We start from the raw sequence: 16,663 nt of genomic DNA on the forward strand, positions 1-16,663 counted from the left end.
GGTGCGGGGCGCGGCTGTGACGTACGTCTCGACGGGCCGCCCCCGTGTGCCGGGAGCGGCCCGTCGGTCGAGGCGTCGTGGGCGCTACGTGTCGCTGGTGCCCCAGTCGTCGGGGCGGTTGCCGTTGGTGTGGCGCCCGCGCAGGGAGTGCACGCGCTGGGTCACCGACTCGGGCATGCGGTCGCCGACCTTCTCGCTCACCGCGTGGTACGCCTTGCCCGCGAACTGACGGCCCTGTTGTGCCGCCGACTCCGCGGTGTTGCGCACCGCCGGGTTCTGCGCGACCTGGCGGGCGGACTTCTTCAGCTGCTCGTAGCGCTCACGTCCGGCCCTCGTGCCCAGCACGTAACCCAGAGCGAGCCCGGCGATGAACGTGAGCCGGTAACGCATGGCGGCCACCCTTCCCTTGCGTCGTGGTCCAAGCCCGGGGATACCGATTGGCGGAGCACCCCCCTGCTTGCGCTAATGTATGTGTCGCAGCGAGCGCGCGCCCTCTGGCGAATACCCAGGTAGGTGCGTTCGATGCAACGAGGCATTCCTCCGTAGCTCAATTGGCAGAGCAGCCGGCTGTTAACCGGCAGGTTACTGGTTCGAGTCCAGTCGGGGGAGCTCGGTCCTCCGTAGCTCAATTGGCAGAGCAGCCGGCTGTTAACCGGCAGGTTACTGGTTCGAGTCCAGTCGGGGGAGCATGTCGAACGAGGGCCCTTCGGGGTCCTTTTTCATGTCGTCCTCATGCCCGCGGGAACCGCCGGACCCACGGTGAAGTCCTCAAGGTCATGAGGGGCCGCAGGAAGCCGACCATGGCGAAGCAGGAGATCGTATGAGCGGCTATGCTGCGGCAGACGGCGCGCACACATGTACGCGACGCGCCGTTACGGGGCGGTAGCTCAGCCGGTTAGAGCAGCGGACTCATAATCCGTCGGCCGTGGGTTCGAGTCCCACCCGCCCCACCGCACGCTACGCGTGCAGAAGCGTTTCTAGCTGCGGCGACGCAGAAGCGGGGGACGCCGCTCCGCGGGGCGTCCCCCTTTCACCCGATGTGATTGCCCCGCGTACGGCGGACGGGTGAACCGCCCGCACATCAGGGACGGCAGGACTCGATCGCGACCCGCAGCGCCGTGCGGATCTCCTCCGGCGGCGGGGGAGCGTCCGGCTGAGTGCCGGCGGTGATCATCGCGGCCACCGCGCGCAGCTTGGTGTTGGACCGTTGGGAGACCTCCCGCAGGATGTCCCAGGCCTGGCGGGACGTGCAGCCGTGGGCGGCCATCAGGATGCCCCGCGCCTGGTCGATCACCGGGCGGGTGCGGAGGGCCTCGCGCAACTGGTCGAGCTCCTGGCGCAGCAGCAGGAGCTGCTCCGTCCGCTCCGCGGCCACCACGGAGGAGACCGGGGGCGTGGACCGCGGCCGGGCCGGGCGTTCCGTGGGGTTCAGCGGGTCGGTGGTGTCCAGGCCCGCCAGTTCGAGGATCCGGCGGGGCTGGCCGGTCCAGCCGGTGGCCGTCACCGGGACCGCGTGCCGGCGGCCGTACGCGTCGAGGGTGTCCAGGAACTGCAGCGCCGCGGTGTCCATGAAGGTCACCCTGGCCATGTCCAGGTCGATCCGGGACGAACCCGGGGACACACCGGCCAGGGCTCTGCTCAGGATGCCCGCGCAGCCGTGGACCAGCTCCCCGCGCGGGGTGAGCACGGCCCGGCCGTCCGCCTCTCTGCGGACGTCGATGACCAGAGTGTCGACCAGGATGTGCGTCCGCCGCGTGAGCGGTGGTGATGCCGTTGAGGCCATGTCCCCGCCTTGTCGTCTCCCCGACCGTCCTCCTCGCGCGTCCTCGTGACGCCGCGTCCCCCGCCGCCGCCGGGCGGCGGTGCACTGGTCGCCTGCCCCTTTCCGGGGGGGACTAACCGCCACGAGGAGGGCGCGATTCCGCACCGCGTGCCCTCCCCGGCCCGCGACGGAGGGCACGAGGACGCGGGCGCACCGCTGACGCGTGCGGCGCGGACGCACGAGGACAGGAGAGGACGCGAGAGGGCGGGGAGAGGACGGGCGAGGGCGGGGAGAGGACGGGGGATCCTCACCACAGCGGACCCGCGGGACCCGCGGGTCCCCGGCGACGCGCGCATACTGGGTCACACCTTCAGGTGTCCAGGAACAGCTAGGGAGACGGTGTGGACATCCCGGACCCCGCTCGCCGTCCGCCGCCCCCGCCGCGGCGGACGCCGCGGACGTTCTGCCCGGATCCGCCGGAGACCGGGGATGAGACGCCGTGACCGGCGCCCCGACCGGCACCGCCCGGGCCGGCGCCTTCGTCCATCCCGCGCTGTTCTACCGGAGCGAGCGGGAGTACCTCGCCGGGACGGTGCCCTTCGTGCGGGCCGGGCTGGAGTCCGGCGAGCCGGTGGCGGTGGCCGTGCCCGGCGAGCGGCTGCGGCTGATCGAGGCGGAGCTGGGCGCGGACGCGGCCGGGGTACGGCTGCTGGACATGCGGGAGGCCGGGCGCAACCCCGGCCGGATCCTCCCCGGGGTGCTGCACGCCTTCGCCGACGCCCAGCGCCCCGGACGCCGGGTGCGGATCATCGGCGAGCCGGTCTGGGCCGGGCGCACGCCCGACGAGTACCCGGCCTGCGCCCAGCACGAGGCGCTGATCAACCTGGCGTTCCGGGGCCGCGAGGCGACCATCCTGTGCCCGTACGACGCCGTGCGCCTCGACGGGCGGGCCCTCGCCGACGCCCACGCCACCCACCCCGTCGTGATCCCGGCCGGCACCGACGAGTGGCGGGAGAGCGCCGCCTACGCCCCCGAACAGGTCGTCGCGCGCCGCAACGAGCCGCTGCCGCCCGCGCCGGACGCGCCCGTCCTCGACTTCGCCGCTCCGACGCTGCCGCTGGCCCGGCACGTCGCCACCGCCGAGGGCGCGCGGCACGGTCTCGCGGGCACCCGGCTGGCGGACCTGGCCCTGGCCGTCGCCGAGCTGACCACCAACAGCGTGGTGCACGGCGGGGGTTCGGGAGAGCTGCGGGTGTGGGCGGAGGGCGGACGGGTGCTGTGCGAGGTGCGGGACCGCGGCCGCCTGACCGACCCGCTGGCCGGCCGCCGGCCGGCCTCCCGCGACCAGCGCGGCGGCCGCGGCCTGCTGCTGGTCAACCTCGTCGCCGACCTGGTCCGCGTCCACACCGGCGAGACGGGCACCACGGTCCGCTGCTGGTTCGGCGGCTGACCGGGCCGGGCCCGGGCCCGGCCCGCGCGTCGCACGGCGACGGCCGTACGGGCGAGGGTGCCCGGGGCGGCCTCAGGCGCTCAGGGGGTCCAGGACCAGGGGCTCGATCCTGCCCTCCAGCATCTCGCCCAGGCCCTGTACGGCGCACACGTCGGGGCGTTCGGCGATGTGCACCGGCACGCCGGTCGCCTCGCGCAGCATCTGGTCGAGGCCCGGGAGCAGCGCTGAGCCGCCGACCATCATGATCCCGCGGTCGGCGAGGTCGGCCACCAGGTCCGGCGGGCACTCCCGCAGCACCCTGCCGATGCCGTCGAGCACCGCCGTCAGCGGTGTCTGGATGGCGTCCCGTACGGCGGCGGTGTCCACCCGCACGGAGCGGGCGAGCCCCGTGGCGACGTCCCGCCCGTGGATCTCCGTGGACTCCGGGCCGTGGGCGGTGAGGCCGTTGCCGGACAGGGCCAGTTGCAGGGGCCGTACCGACTGGCTGGGCAGCATCAGCGCGTGCTCGTGGCGCAGGTGCTGCACGATCGCGTGGTCGACCGCCTCGCCGCCCACGGGGATGCGCTGGGCGGTGACGATCGAGCCGAGGGAGAGGACGGCCACCTGGGTGGCCGCGGCCCCGCACACCATGATCATGGTGGCCTCTGGCTGTTCCACGGGCAGCCCGCAGCCGACGGCGGCGGCGATCAGGGTGTCGACGAGTTCCACGCGGCGGGCGCCGAGTCCGACGAGCGTCTCGATCGTGGCCCGCTGGGCGAGCGGATCGGCGTCGTGCGGGGTGCAGGCCGCCGCCCGCAGCCGGGGCCGGCGGCGCAGCGACCGGCGCAGCCGGTCGCCGAGCAGCTGCCGCAACATCCGCTGCGCCATCTCGATGTCGACGACGGTGCCGCCGGAGACCGGGCGCATCACGCGGATGTAGTCGGGGGTGCGGCCCGTCATCTTCTCCGCGAACTCGCCCACGGCGATCAGCGCGCCGTTGCGGGTGTTCATCGCGGCGACCGAGGGCTGGTCCACGACCAGCCCCGAGCCCTTGACGTACACACGGGTCCGGGCCGCTCCCAGATCGACGGCGAAATGGCAGCGGCGCAACTGCTCCAGATTGGCGGTCATGGCAGATCCTCCCGAGAGCACGGACCGTGAGGGCCGCCGGCGGTCGGGGCCTCCCTGGCATCGTGCGGGGGAACGGGGCCCGGGCGCCTTCTGGAGGGGGCCGGGCGGGGCGCCGCTGAACGGGGTATTCGGCCGTCCCGGTGACGGTGGCCGTGGTGCTGCCGGGGCGGCCGGGGTCACGGCGAGCGGCCGGTGTCCGGCCGCTGGGGTTGCAGCAGGGCCTGCCGCTCCGAGGTCAGCCGGACCGCGCACGTCACGGCGAGCCCGGGCACCGGCCATTGGCGCACCGCGTTCTGCGCGGCGCGCTGGGCGGCGCTCGCGTGCCGGACGGGGTAGCGGCGGGTGATGCGTGACGCCTCGTCGACGAAGCGGCTCAGCAGCCGGGCGCCGACGCCGGAGGGCCGGCCGTGGACCACGGCCACCGGATCGTCGACGTGCCAGGACAGCTCGACCGTCGCCCGGAAGGCGCCCTTGCCCGAACTCGGCAGGGACACCTCGTGGGTGGCGCGGTGGGTGGTGAGGTCGACCTCGTAGTACGTCGTGACCCGCGGCGCGCGCTCGCCGCGCGGCCGGGCCGGGTCCAGCAGCGTCGGCGGGCCGCTGGGCGGGGCGTGCACGAGGGCGGTGCCGCCCGGGACGCGGTGATCGAGCCCGGCGGGGTCGCCGGTGCCGAAGGGGCCGCGCACCAGGTCGCCGCCCTCCGGCCCGGCCGCCCCGCGCAGCGGGAGGCACCAGGCGAGCGGCGGGTCCTCGGGGGTGCCCCCGTACAGCGGCCGGAAGGACGGGAAGCCGGGCGCGGCGGAGCTGCGGGCGAACTCCTCGTACAGCGCCGGGGACACGACGACCACCGCGTCCTCGGTGACCCGCCGCACCGCCGACCGCGCCGAGCGGGACAGGACGGACAGGTCGGGATCGCCGGTCCAGGGGGCCCGCCAGAACGACACCCGCAGCCGCGGGACTCCGGCGGTCGCGGCGCCCGCCCCGGGGAGCGGGCGGAGTACGGCGACCAGCAGGGGCAGGACGGACACGCAGGGCTCGGCGACGACGACACAGCCGTTGCGGCGGCCGAGGACCGCACACCGGCCGGGGTCGAGACCGCCCCGGGCCACCAGCCCGGTGACGGTGCGGACGAGGGCGTCGCGCAGCAGCGGCCGGCCGGGCAGGGCGTCGGACTCGAACGCGATCACGGAGCGGGCGCGGTCCCCGCCCGGCGGGCCGGTCTCCGCCGGTTCCAGGTCCTCGGATCCGGCGGTGAGCGACCGGTGCAGGGAGCGCAGCCGGACGCGGGTGGCCTCCGCGAAGGGGCCCGGGACCCCGTCGAGGGGGTCGCCGCGGAAGAGGCCGAGGGCCTCCTGGGTCAGGGCGCGCCGGGCCCGCAGGTCCTGCCACGGCGTACGGCGGCGGCGGGCGAGGAGTTCCTCGCAGTGCACGACGTCGAGGTAGCCGCCGGCGGTGTGCAGGGCGTAGCCGTCGGGGAGCGCGGCGAGGGTGCCGGGGCCGAGGTGCCGCACCAGCTCCTCGGCGAGGCGGCCGACGCGTTCGCGGGTCGCGGGGCCGGTGGGCGCGGGCGGGTCGGGCCAGATGCCGTGGGCCAGTTCGTGCCAGGTCACCCGCCGTCCGTGCCGCAGCAGCAGCACGCACAGCAGTGCCCAGGCCTCGGGGGACTCGGGGCGCGGACCGGCCGGGAGCCGTCCGCCGAAGGAGACGGCGGGCCGCCCGAGCAGGGTGAAGCGCAGCCGGTCGGCGTGCTGGGCGGAGTCCAGCAGGGCCGCCGCGGACCGGGCGGTCAGCCGGCGGCCGTCGAGCTGGGCCAGCAGCGCGAACTCCCGGGGCGCCCGCACGGTGGGGAGCAGCCGGCGCAACAGCCGGTCCAGGACGCGGAAGTCCCGCGCCGGGCTCATGCCCTCGGACTCCTCGCCCAGCGCGAACCGGCTGAGCACGACGGTGCCGTCCGGCCGCAGCAGCAGCCCGTCCGCGCCCGCCTGACCGCGCACCAGACCACGTGCGTGCAGCGCCTGGAGCCCCGCGACGGTCTGGCACGCCAGCCGGGCGAAGACCCGGAAGCAGACCCCGGGCCCGCTGCCGGCCTCCAGCTCCGTCAGCGTCACCCCGTCCACGAACTCCGCGACGAGATAGGGGGTGTCGCCCTCGACGCCGTACGCCGTCACCGGCACCACGTGCGGGCCGTCGACCGCGGCCAGCTCCCGGGCCTGGCGCAGGAACCGCTCCGCGGACGCCTGCTCCGGGTACAGGTGCACCACCACCGGGCGGCCGGTCCGCTCGTCCACCGCCTCCCACACCCGCTCGCCGGCGCCCCGCCGGTCGACCAGCCGGAACCGCCCCCCGATCAGCTCGCGGGCGTCTTCCGGGTCCGTGCCGCCGAGCCGCCGTACGCTCCGCCGCCGCACGGCGGCGATCGGCTCCCCGGCCGCGTCCTGCCCGCCGCCCGGCGCCAGCACCCGCAGTTCGCCGGCCCGCACCCCGGCGCGCGCGTCGATCACCGCGCCCACCCGGGCCAGCAGTTCCGCCGTACGGGAGCGGTCCGTGCGCGGCAGGGTGCGCAGCAGGACCTCGCGCACGCCGGGGCGGAACGCGTACGACCCCGGCGGGCCGTCCGCGGTGGTCAGGACCCCGCTGAGGATCACCTCGGCCAGGTGCTGCGGGCGCGGGGCGTCCTCGATGGCCGCCTGGACCAGCCGCATGACCGGCAACTCCGGCCTGCCCACGGCCAGATGACCGGCGAGCCGGAAGGCCTGCGGCGAGGCGATGGAGCGGAAGCGCAGCACCAGCTCCTCCGGGGACAGCCGGGCCACGTCGCCGCGGCCCTCCTCGTCGACGGGCGCGGGCGGCGGCGCGGCGCCCAGCAGCCCCACCGCACCCGGCAGCGCGACCCGCGCCGCGGACCCCACCAGCTCCGCCCAGTGCGCCAGCCAGGGCGCCGACGCCTCCAGGACGGGCAGCGGCAGGACTCCGGCGGGCAGCTCCCCGGACCCGTAGGAGTCCACGGCGCAGGCCGTGTTGGGGGCCGCGCGCCCGGGTGCCGACAGCCGGGCCGGCACGGTCGGCAGGGCGGTCGTCCGCCACAGGCGCTCCGGCAGCGGCTGGACCACCGCGACCGGCATCGCGGCCGCCCAGCGCCGCAGGGTGCGGTACCAGCGGCTCCCCTCCGGGCCCTCCCGCCACTGCGCGCCCATGCAGTCGCTGACCACGAGGGCGGCGCCGCGCCCGGCGGTGTGCAGCGGCGGCGCGCTGCCGTGCCGGACGGTGCCGTCGGCCGCCAGCCGGTGCAGTTCCACCGTGCGGAACACCCCGGACTGGCCCAGAGCGGTGTGCAGTTCGCGGATCAGCGGGCGCCACACGGGCATCGTCGGTCCGGCGTCGTACACGAGGTGCAGGGTGAGCCAGCGTTCGGTGGCGGGGCGCAGCACGGGCAGCCAGCAGCGGGGGTGGGCGCCGAGCCGGGCGATGCGGTGTGCGGTCGCCTCCTCGTCGACCTCCCGGCCGTGGGGGGCGGGCACCAGGCGCTTGAGCGGACGCAGGGCGCGCTGGAGCGCCAGCGGGTGGGACAGCATCGGGGGAGCGGGGGCGAGCAGCGCCCGGTGGGCGCCGGGGCGGTCCCGGGCGCCGGGCAGGCTGAGCGGGACGCGCCGGCCGGCCTGCCGTTGCGGACGGTCGGCGGGCGGCCGCGGGGGGCCGTCCGGCGGGAGCGCCGGGCCCGGTTCGCTCTCGGGAGGGTGCGGGAACGGGTCGTGGTCCGCGGTCCGTTCGGAATCCGCCGGCTTCGGCGGCTCGGGGCTGCGCAGGTGTCCCGCCAGCCACAGGACCTCCGCCAGTTCCACCGATGTCGGCCGGTGGCCGCCCCTGGTCTCGGCGAGCAGGTCGGCCAGCCGGGCCACACCCCCCGGCGACCCGTCGTCAGAAGGCATCCGCGTCGTCCCGGGTACGGCTGAGATACGGCATGACCCGCTCCGCCAGCTCGTCCAGCGAGCCCGCCTCGGCACCGGCGGCGCCGGTCAGGTAGATCGCGTTGAGCAACTGGTCCGTGGCCAGCTCGCCCTCCGTCCCGCGGGCCAGGAAGCGGTCGATGAGCTCACGGGCGTACGGGCCGGGCTCGCCCAGGTGGGCGCGGACGATGCTCTCCAGATGGGCGTCGCGCGGCTGGTGCAGCTCCAGGCGGACACAGCGGCGCAGGAAGGCCGGCGGGAACTCGCGTTCGCCGTTGCTGGTGAGCACCACGAACGGGAACGCCCGGCAGCGGACGCGGCCCCGGGAGACCGTCACCCGTTCGTCCGTGCCGTCGGCCATCACCTCCGCGGCCGGGGTGTGGCGGGCGGCGCGGACCAGCTCCGGGATCTCGTACTGACCCTCCTCCAGCACGTTCAGCAGGTCGTTGGGCAGATCGAGGTCGCTCTTGTCGATCTCGTCGATGAGCAGGGCGCGCGGGCGGCCGTAGGGCAGCAGCGCGGTGCCCAGCGGGCCGAGACGCAGATGGTCCTGGAGGTCGCCGTCCGGGGGCAGTTCGCGGGCGGCCGCGCGACCGGCGGCGTACAGGCGGGAGAGCGGGTCGTACTGGTAGAGGCCGTCGCGCAGGGTGGTGCGGCTGGTGACGTTCCAGCGCAGCACCGGGCCGAGCCGCAGCTCCCGGGCCACCGCGTAGGCCAGGCTCGACTTGCCGCTGCCCGGCGGGCCGGTGACCAGCAGCGGACGGCGCAGATAGAGCGCGGCGTTGACGAGCTGGACCGTCTCGTCGCCGGGGCGGTAGGAGCGGGCGCGGTGGCGGCGGTCGGGCGAGGCTGCCGCCCGGTCGGTGTCCTCGGTGGGCGTGGGCAGGACCGGGCCGCCGTCGAAGTCCCGCCAGGGCGGCGGCGCGGGAAGCCGGCCGATGCCGTCGTGGGGCGCGCTCGCGCCGGTGTACACGGGCCACAAGGACATGCGTTCTCCCTAGGGTCGCCGTGGCTCAGCCGACGGGCGAGTGCTGGTAGGCGACGGGGTCGGGCAGGCAGCGGGGGTCCTCCCACAGCAGTGCCAGGTCGTGCGCCCAGTGCGGTTCGGGGCCGTCGGAGGCGTACGCGGCCTCCCGCAGCTCGTGGACGTAGGAGGGCAGTTCGCTCGGCGGCAGGTCCGCCAGGTGCTCGGCCAGGCGGTCGAGGAACTCCGCGCCCCGACAGTCCGCGTGCGCCGGGCCGCCGCGGCAGCCGGAGCGGGGCCACAGCAGCACGGGCACGGCGGCGTTCAGGCTCGCGGTGAACAGCCGCCGGGTGCCGTCGGCGCGCGGCGGGGTGCCGAACCCGACGATGTCGGCGTCGTGCCGGCGCAGCCCCACGGTCAGTTTCACCGGGTCCTGGCCGAGAGCGCCGCAGCCGACCCGGTGCAGCCGGGCCGACTGCCGGTCGTCGAGCTGCCGCCACTTGCGCACCAGCTTGTGCTGGAGCCCGCCGCTGCGCCGCCGCTCCAGGTCCAGCACGACGACCGGCGCGAAGGAGCCGAGCGGACTGTCGTCGTCGGCGCTGCGCTGCCAGTGCGCCACATCCGTGTTGAGCCAGCGGCGCGGCAGTACGAAGGCGATCAGCTCCCGTGCGTCCGGGTCCAGTTCGCGGTAGGCCTCGTCGATGCGCTCCAGGGCGTAGCCGCGCACGCCGCGCATCGGCAGGGTGCGCGAGCCCACCACGCGGCGGTGCCGGTCGGTGTAGGCGGACACCTCGACCAGGAAGCGGTCGTCGCCCAGACCGCTGGGCGCGATCTCGACGAGGATGGGGGACCAGCCGGGCCGTGCGGCGGGCCGCGCCGCCCGGGCCGGGGCGCGGTCGGTGTGCGGCCAGGCGCGCAGCGCGTACCGGGTCGGCCCGTCCTCGGCGAAGTCGGCCAGGCGCAGGGCGAACCGGGTCACCGCGGCCGGGTCGGGCACCTCGGACAGCAGGTACCAGGCCGCGTCCCACAGCGAGCGGAAACCGTGCGCGGGCGGTTCCGGGCCGAGCGGGCCGACGGCCTCGCGGTAGAGCCGCTCGGGAGGGCAGGCCGGGGCGCCCTGCCGGGACACCGCGTCGATGAGCGCGCGCAGCCGCTCCTTGTCCGCGCGGCCGAAATACGGCGTCGGGATCAGCTCGCCCAGCCGCGGCCAGTAGCGGGCCATGACCTGCGCGGGCAGCATCCGGCCGTTGCGGACGTCGGGGCCGCGCGCGGCGGCGGACACCATGCCGACGACCTGGCCGGTGTCGGCGAGCGTCACCGCCGCGCCGCTGAAGCCGGGCGCCAGCGGCTGGCCGTGCGCGGCCCACGCCTCCAGCTGCACCCACTCCCCGGCGATCAACTGGGTCGCGGTGGCGCGGTATTCGGCGAGGGTGCCCTCGTCGTAGCGCTTGGGGAAGCCGTACGCGACCAGCCGGCGCGGGGGGTCGCCGTACGCGTCGGAGGGCGCGGCGAACTCGGCCGGCTTCATGGGCACGGGGCGGTCCAGTTCCAGTACGGCGAGGTCGCCGGGGTCGGTGGCGCGGCCGGCCCAGCCGCCGTGCCCCACCACGCGGGCCGTCCGCTCCTCGGCGCCGGCCGAGCCGTGGGCGAAGGTCACGCTGACCGCGTCCGTGTCCCCGTGCGCCACCACATGGGCGCAGGTCAGCACATGGCAGTCGGTGACGAGGAACCCGGCGCCCGTCTCCCGCCCGCAGCCGATCCTGGCGTGCCAGGCAGCGCTCGTCATGAGCCGGGCGGGGTCTCCGGGGAGCCGTCGGACCGCCCGGGGGACCAGGAGAGCTTGACCACGAGCTGGCCCTCGACCGCGCTCTTCGCGATCAGGGCGCCGGCCTCCGCGGTGAGTTTCACGCCGAACTCGATGTCGACCGAGTCCGGTTTGAGCGAGCCGTCCCGGAAGACGCGCAGCGCGGACTCGGCGGCCGCCCGCACTCCGTCCAGCGCGCCCTCGAAGGTCCGGGTCGCCTGGAGCGCGCCGTCGTCGCCGCGGGCGACCAGCCGGGAGCCGTACTCGTCGTCCGGGGTCTCGACCCGGACCACGGTGCCGTCGGCGGTCCTGAAGTCGACCAAGCCTTCCATCGTGCCCCCGTGGTGCTGTCTGTGAGCGTCTCCGCTGTTACGGACGGTGCCGGTGTCGTCCCGGGAGCAGATGATCCCGCAGATACGCCGTCCGCAAAAACGCGCCACGGCGTCAACCGCCGGTTTCGGCCAACTCGCCCGCCTCACCGACTCGTCGGCGGCGAGGGGGCCACGGCCTGCCGGGCGGGGAGCCGCTCAGCCCTGGGTCAGCGCCCGCTTCATGATCTTCCCCATGTCGTTGCGGGGCAGGGAGTCGAGCAGGCGCACCACCCGGGGCCGCTTGTGCGGGGCGAGCCGGCCCGCCACATGGTCCGCCAACTCCCGTGCGGAGGGCGGCGCCTGAGGGTCGGCCGGAACGATCCAGGCGACGATCCGCTCGCCGAGGTCGGCGTCGGGCTCCCCGGTGACGGCGGCCTCGCGCACCCCGGGGTGCTCCAGGAGCGCGTTCTCGATCTCGCCCGCGCCGATCTTGTACCCGCCGCTCTTGATCAGGTCGGTGGCCCTGCGACCGACGATGCGGACGTAGCCGTCCGGGTCGCGCACCGCCATGTCGCCGGTGCGGAACCAGCCGTCGGCGGTGAAGGCGGCGGCCGTCGCGTCCGGCCGGTTCAGGTACTCGGTGAACAGGTTCGGACCGCGCACCTGGATCTCGCCGACGCTCTCCCCGTCGTACGACGCGACAGGCGTGCCGTCGTCCTCGACGAGCCGCAGCTCCACCCCCGGCAGCGGCACCCCGACGGTGCCCGCGCGGGGTTCCCCGTCCGCCCGCACGCTGGTGTTCATGAGCGTCTCGGTCATGCCGTACCGCTCGATGACCCGCCGCCCGGTCGCGGCGGCGATCCGCTCGTGGTCATGCACGGGCAGCGCGGCGGAACCGGAGACCAGCAGCCGCGCCCCGGCGAGCGCCCGGGCCAGCTCCGGGTCGCCGGGCAGCGCCTCCGCGATGCGGTGGTACATGGTCGGCACGCCGAAGAGCATGGTCGCCCCGTCGCCCAGTTCCCGCGCCACGCCCTCCGTGGTGAACCGGCCCAGGTGCCGTACGGACCCGCCGCGGCGCAGTGGTCCGAGGACGCCGAGGACCAGCCCGTGCACGTGGAACAGCGGCAGCGCGTGGACCAGCACGTCCGCGCCGGTCCACTGCCAGGCGTCGGCGAGGGCGTCCAGGGTGACGGCGACGGCCCGGCGGGAGAGGACGGCGCCCTTGGGCGGGCCGGTGGTGCCGGAGGTGTAGACGACGAGGGCGGGGTCGCCGTCGGCGGCGCGGTCCTCCGGCGCGGACCCGCCGCCGTGGCCGAGGGCGCCGTCGATGTCCACGTCGAGGCGCGCCAGGCCGGCGAGGGCGGCGGGCAGGTCGTCACCGGCCGCCGCCAGCACCGTAGTGGGCGCGCTGTCGGACACGATGTGCCCGAGCTCCTTCTCCCCGGATTTCGGGTTGAGCGGTACGGCGGGCACCCCGGCGAGCAGCGCGCCGACGACCGCGACCGCGGTCTCCGGCGCCGGGGTCGCCCACACGGCGACCCGCCCGGCCTCCCGGATCCGGGCGGCCGTGGCCCCCGCGGCGGACGCGAGGTCCCGGTACGTCAGCGTCCGGTCGCCGAACCGCAGGGCGACCCGCTCGCCCGGACTGCCCGCCAGGGCCGGAAAGAGGGAGGACACGCGAGGACTCCTCACACGCTCGGGGACGACACCACCAGGCACCACCAGGCACCACCAGGCACCACCGGGCACCACCGGGCACCACCAGGCACCACCAGGCCCACACCGCGGCGCACCGCGAGTCCGGCGCCCACCCCCGTTCCTACACCAGACCCCGCCCCCTCGGCCGCCCGGCACCCCCTCGCCCTGCGCCCACCGCCCGCTGCCCCCGCCCCGCCGGTTGTTAGCCTGCGAGGCGATCAGCACCGCACCGGACCGCACGGGACGGACCGCACCGCACCCGGCCGCACCGCGCCGCCGTACGAAAAGAGGGGGAGCCCGTCGTGCCCCGCATCGCGCTCGTGACCTGCCGGCCCGGACCCGAGGTCAGTGCCGACCCCGACCTGCCCGCGCTGGTGGAGGCGTTCGCGGCGGCCGGGGCGGAGGCGGCGGCCGTGGAGTGGGACGACCCGGAGGCCGACTGGGCCGGATTCGACCTCGCCCTCATCCGGTCGACCTGGGACTACAGCTGGCGGACCGCCGACTTCCTGGCCTGGGCCGAGCGGTGCGGCACGCTCACCCGGCTCGCCAATCCGCCGGAGGTCGTGCGGTGGAACACCGACAAGCGCTACCTGGGGCAGCTCGCCGCGGCCGGGGTGCCCACCGTCCCCACCCGGTACATGGCCCCCGGCGAGGCGGCCGGCCTCCCGGACGACCACGAGTACGTCGTCAAGCCCACCTCCGGGGCCGGCGCCCGGTTCGCCGCCCGGTACACGCCCGCCGAGCGGGACACCGCCGTACGGCAGCTCGCGCGGATGCACGCCGAGGGGTTCACCGCGATGGTGCAGCCCTATCTCCAGGGAATCGACGTCACCGGCGAGCGGGCGCTGCAGTTCTTCGGCGGCCGGCTGCTGCACGCCAGCCGCAAGGGCGCCGTCCTCGCCCCCGGCACGCCCTACGACCACAAGAAGGTCGCCCACCCCGAACTCCGGCCCTGGACTCCGACCCCGGCCGAACTCGCCACCGCCGAACGCGCGCTGGCCGCCGTGCCCGGCGCGCCCGAACTGCTCTACGCCCGCGTCGACCTGGTGGACGGGGAGGACGGCGAGCCCCGGGTGATGGAGCTGGAGCTGGTCGAGCCGAACCTGTTCCTGTTCCTGCACCCGGACTCGCTGCCGCGGGTGGTGCGGGCGACGCTGGAGGCCGCTACCCGCTGACCCGGGTCCGCTGCAGCAGCCCCCAGGTGAACTCCGCCACGACCTCGCGCGGCGCGCCCTCCGCGTCCGGGGCGGTGAACGCCAGTCCCCAGCGCGTGGGGGCGGTGCCCTCCAGCGGGCGGGCGGGGGCGAAGGCGCGGGCCGCCTCGTCGACCGTGCAGGACCAGGGGGCGAGGTCCTCCAGCGTGCGCAGGCGGGGTGCCGGGGCGCCCGGGGCGCGCACCAGCCACTCGTTCCAGACCCGGCCGTCCGGCCCGGACAGCACCTCGAAGCGCAGATCCGGCCAGAGCGGCACGGCCCACCGCCGGGCTTCGCAGTCCAGGTCGCCGATCCGGCGGACCGCCACCGACTCGGGGCTGCCGAGGACCGAGCGGTACCGGGCGGCGGCGGACCTCGACCGCGGTGAACGGGCCATGGCCTGCCACCGCTTGTTGGCCTCGCGCATCTCGGTGAGGGACACGCCGAGCCGGTGGCGGGCGTCCTCGACCAGGTCCGGATTGTGGTCGGCCATGCGGCGCAGCAGCACCAGCTGAAAGCCGAGCGGGCCGAAGGAGCCGGCGGGGCCGGTGGGGCGGGTTCCGGAGGACATGCCCCCATCGTCACCCACGCCGCCCCCGCCCCCCGCCCGGGTCCGTGCCCTCCGGCCCATTGCCCGGGTCCCCCACTGTGACTAGCCTGTGTTCGTCATGCCGACCGCCTGTTGAGATTTCGAACATAGGCCTGGATTCAAGGGAGGGGGCCGGTTGTGGGACGTCTCGTACCCGCTGTGACCCGGGCTCTCGACATCCTCGAGCTCTTCCTCGACGGGGACGGCACGCTCTCCGCCCCCGACATCGTGCGCAGGCTCCAGCTCCCGCGCACCACTGTGCACGAGCTGGTCACGACGCTCGCGGCCCGCCAGTACATCGTCCCGCTGGCCGGGCAGCCGGGACGCTATCGCCTCGGCGTGCGCCCGTATCAGCTCGGCAGCCGCTACGCCGAGCAGCTCGACCTCGCCGCGGAGGGCCAGCAGGTCGCCCGCTCGGTCGCCGAGACCTGCGACGAGACGGTGCACGTGGCGATCCTGGAGGACACCGACGTCATCTACATCGCCAAGGTGGACTCCACACACGCGGTGCGCATGGTGTCGGCGGCCGGCCGCAGGCTGCCGGCGCACTGCACCTCGGTCGGCAAGATGCTGCTCGCCTCCCTTCCCGAACAGGAACTGGCCGCCCGCGTCCCCGACGACGCCGAACTGGCCGCCATGACCCCCAACAGCATCACCGACCCGGCCGCCCTGCACGAGGCCCTGGGCGAGATCCGGCGGCGGGGCATCGCCGTGGAGAGCCGCGAGTCCAACCCGGACGTCAGCTGCGTGGCCGCCCCGGTGCGCGACCGCGCCGGCCAGGTGGTGGCCGCCCTGTCCATCTCCGTGCCCATGATCCGCTGGAGCGAGGAGCGCCGCGCGGAGCTGGAGCAGCTCGCCGCGAAGGGCGCAGCCGAGCTGTCGGAGCGCCTCGGCCACCGGAGCGCCGCATGACCTGGGAGGTGGCGGTACGCGCCGAGGCGCTGCTCGGCGAGGGACCGACCTGGGACCCGGCGGCCGGGCGGCTGATCTGGGTGGACATCCTCGGCGCCCGGGTGCACACCTACGACCCCGGATCGGGCCGGCGCTCGGTGCGCACGACCGGCCAGCACGTGGGCGCGGCCAAGCCGCGCGCCGGGGGCGGGCTGGTGCTGAACCTGCGGGACGGCGTGGGCCTGCTGGACCCCGACGGTACCTTCCGCTGGCTGCACCGCGACCCGGTCCCGGGCCGCCGCGGCAACGACGCCGCCGTCGCGCCCGACGGCTCCCTGTGGGCGGGCACCATGCGCTACGACGAGGCCCCGGGCGGCGGCACGCTGTCCCGCCTCACCGGCGACGGCTCCGCCGAGGTGGTGCTCGACGACGTGGCGGTGAGCAACGGCACCGGCTGGAGCCCCGACGGGCGGCTGATGTACTACGTCGACTCGCCGACCCGCCGGATCGACGTCTTCGACCACGACGGTGAACGGGTCTCGGACCGGCGGCGGTTCGCGGTGGTGGAGGAGGGCGCCGGGTTCCCGGACGGCCTCACCGTCGACGCCGACGGCTGTGTCTGGGTGGCCCTGTGGGACGGCGGCGCGGTCCGCCGGTACGCGCCCGACGGCACGCTGGACCGCGTGGTCGAACTGCCCGTGCCGCGCCCGACGGCATGCGCCTTCGGCGGCACCGGCCTGACCGACCTCTACGTCACCACGGCCCGCACCGGCCTGCCCGCACCCCCCGCCCTGGCGGGCTCGCTCCTGGTCCTCCCAGGCGCCGGCGAGGGCCTGACCCAGCCGCCGTTCAGGGGCTGAGCCTGCCCCAGACTCCCGTTCAGGGGCTGAGCCTGCCCCAGCCTCCGTTCAGGGGCTGAGCCTGCCCCAGCCTCCGTTCAGGGGCTG

Annotated in this window: 13 protein-coding genes and 3 tRNA genes; 7 read left to right on the forward strand and 9 right to left on the reverse strand. The window is 75.8% G+C overall.

The window, feature by feature from the left end:
• Nucleotides 1–84 precede the first annotated feature (84 nt).
• Nucleotides 85–390, reverse strand: coding sequence for a YtxH domain-containing protein (locus ACIQ9G_RS02400; protein ID WP_403605050.1), 306 nt, complete (start codon nucleotides 388–390; stop codon nucleotides 85–87).
• Nucleotides 391–536: 146 nt separating this feature from the next.
• Here ACIQ9G_RS02400 and ACIQ9G_RS02405 point away from each other — a divergent pair.
• The 3 genes from ACIQ9G_RS02405 (at nucleotide 537) to ACIQ9G_RS02415 (ending at nucleotide 950) form a co-directional block, all read left to right on the forward strand.
• Nucleotides 537–609 (forward strand) — tRNA-Asn (locus tag ACIQ9G_RS02405).
• Between the two features lie 5 nt (nucleotides 610–614).
• Nucleotides 615–687, forward strand: a tRNA-Asn gene (locus ACIQ9G_RS02410).
• A 189-nt stretch (nucleotides 688–876) separates the two neighbouring features.
• Nucleotides 877–950 (forward strand) — tRNA-Ile (locus ACIQ9G_RS02415).
• 131 nt (nucleotides 951–1,081) lie between these two features.
• Here the strand turns inward: ACIQ9G_RS02415 and ACIQ9G_RS02420 are convergent.
• Nucleotides 1,082–1,783, reverse strand: coding sequence for an ANTAR domain-containing protein (locus ACIQ9G_RS02420; protein WP_403605053.1), 702 nt, complete (start codon nucleotides 1,781–1,783; stop codon nucleotides 1,082–1,084).
• Nucleotides 1,784–2,261: 478 nt separating this feature from the next.
• On the opposite strand from ACIQ9G_RS02420, the gene ACIQ9G_RS02425 reads away from it, so the two are divergent.
• Nucleotides 2,262–3,212, forward strand: a complete 951-nt coding sequence (locus ACIQ9G_RS02425) for an anti-sigma factor RsbA family regulatory protein (protein ID WP_403605056.1) — start codon at nucleotides 2,262–2,264, stop codon at nucleotides 3,210–3,212.
• Between the two features lie 72 nt (nucleotides 3,213–3,284).
• On the opposite strand, the gene ACIQ9G_RS02430 is transcribed toward ACIQ9G_RS02425, so the two are convergent.
• From ACIQ9G_RS02430 to ACIQ9G_RS02455, 6 genes are all read right to left on the reverse strand, one after another.
• On the reverse strand, nucleotides 3,285–4,322 hold the full coding sequence (locus tag ACIQ9G_RS02430; RefSeq protein ID WP_403605059.1) for a rod shape-determining protein: 1,038 nt from the start codon (nucleotides 4,320–4,322) through the stop codon (nucleotides 3,285–3,287).
• Nucleotides 4,323–4,498: 176 nt separating this feature from the next.
• Nucleotides 4,499–8,248, reverse strand: coding sequence for an SAV_2336 N-terminal domain-related protein (locus tag ACIQ9G_RS02435; protein ID WP_403605062.1), 3,750 nt, complete (start codon nucleotides 8,246–8,248; stop codon nucleotides 4,499–4,501).
• Complete coding sequence (locus ACIQ9G_RS02440; RefSeq protein WP_403605064.1) at nucleotides 8,238–9,254, reverse strand: AAA family ATPase; 1,017 nt, start codon at nucleotides 9,252–9,254, stop codon at nucleotides 8,238–8,240. The genes ACIQ9G_RS02435 and ACIQ9G_RS02440 overlap by 11 nt, the downstream gene beginning before the upstream one ends.
• A 25-nt stretch (nucleotides 9,255–9,279) precedes the next feature.
• Entirely contained in the window at nucleotides 9,280–11,016 is a 1,737-nt protein-coding gene (locus ACIQ9G_RS02445; protein WP_403605067.1) for a trypsin-like peptidase domain-containing protein, read from the reverse strand.
• Nucleotides 11,013–11,366, reverse strand: a complete 354-nt coding sequence (locus ACIQ9G_RS02450) for a CU044_2847 family protein (protein WP_403605070.1) — start codon at nucleotides 11,364–11,366, stop codon at nucleotides 11,013–11,015. Before ACIQ9G_RS02450 ends, ACIQ9G_RS02445 begins: the two co-directional genes overlap by 4 nt.
• A gap of 195 nt (nucleotides 11,367–11,561) precedes the next feature.
• Complete coding sequence (locus ACIQ9G_RS02455; RefSeq protein ID WP_403605073.1) at nucleotides 11,562–13,022, reverse strand: acyl-CoA synthetase; 1,461 nt, start codon at nucleotides 13,020–13,022, stop codon at nucleotides 11,562–11,564.
• Nucleotides 13,023–13,345: 323 nt separating this feature from the next.
• Between ACIQ9G_RS02455 and ACIQ9G_RS02460 the strand changes: the two genes are divergently transcribed.
• A complete protein-coding gene (locus ACIQ9G_RS02460) occupies nucleotides 13,346–14,218 on the forward strand; it encodes a RimK family alpha-L-glutamate ligase (RefSeq protein ID WP_403605076.1) in 873 nt (290 codons plus the stop codon).
• Here ACIQ9G_RS02460 and ACIQ9G_RS02465 read toward each other — a convergent pair.
• Nucleotides 14,208–14,807, reverse strand: coding sequence for a hypothetical protein (locus ACIQ9G_RS02465; RefSeq protein ID WP_403605079.1), 600 nt, complete (start codon nucleotides 14,805–14,807; stop codon nucleotides 14,208–14,210). The two genes, ACIQ9G_RS02460 and ACIQ9G_RS02465, sit on opposite strands and share 11 nt — an antisense overlap.
• Nucleotides 14,808–14,963: 156 nt before the next feature.
• On the opposite strand from ACIQ9G_RS02465, the gene ACIQ9G_RS02470 reads away from it, so the two are divergent.
• Both ACIQ9G_RS02470 and ACIQ9G_RS02475 read left to right on the forward strand, forming a co-directional pair.
• Entirely contained in the window at nucleotides 14,964–15,737 is a 774-nt protein-coding gene (locus ACIQ9G_RS02470) for an IclR family transcriptional regulator (protein ID WP_403605082.1), read from the forward strand.
• Nucleotides 15,734–16,576 (forward strand): SMP-30/gluconolactonase/LRE family protein, encoded by an 843-nt coding sequence (locus tag ACIQ9G_RS02475; RefSeq protein WP_403605085.1) that lies wholly within the window; start codon nucleotides 15,734–15,736, stop codon nucleotides 16,574–16,576. The genes ACIQ9G_RS02470 and ACIQ9G_RS02475 overlap by 4 nt, the downstream gene beginning before the upstream one ends.
• Nucleotides 16,577–16,663: the final 87 nt, after the last annotated feature.

Origin of the sequence: Streptomyces sp. NPDC096152 (assembly GCF_044763235.1) — a bacterium.
Taxonomy (GTDB): Bacteria; Actinomycetota; Actinomycetes; order Streptomycetales; family Streptomycetaceae; genus Streptomyces.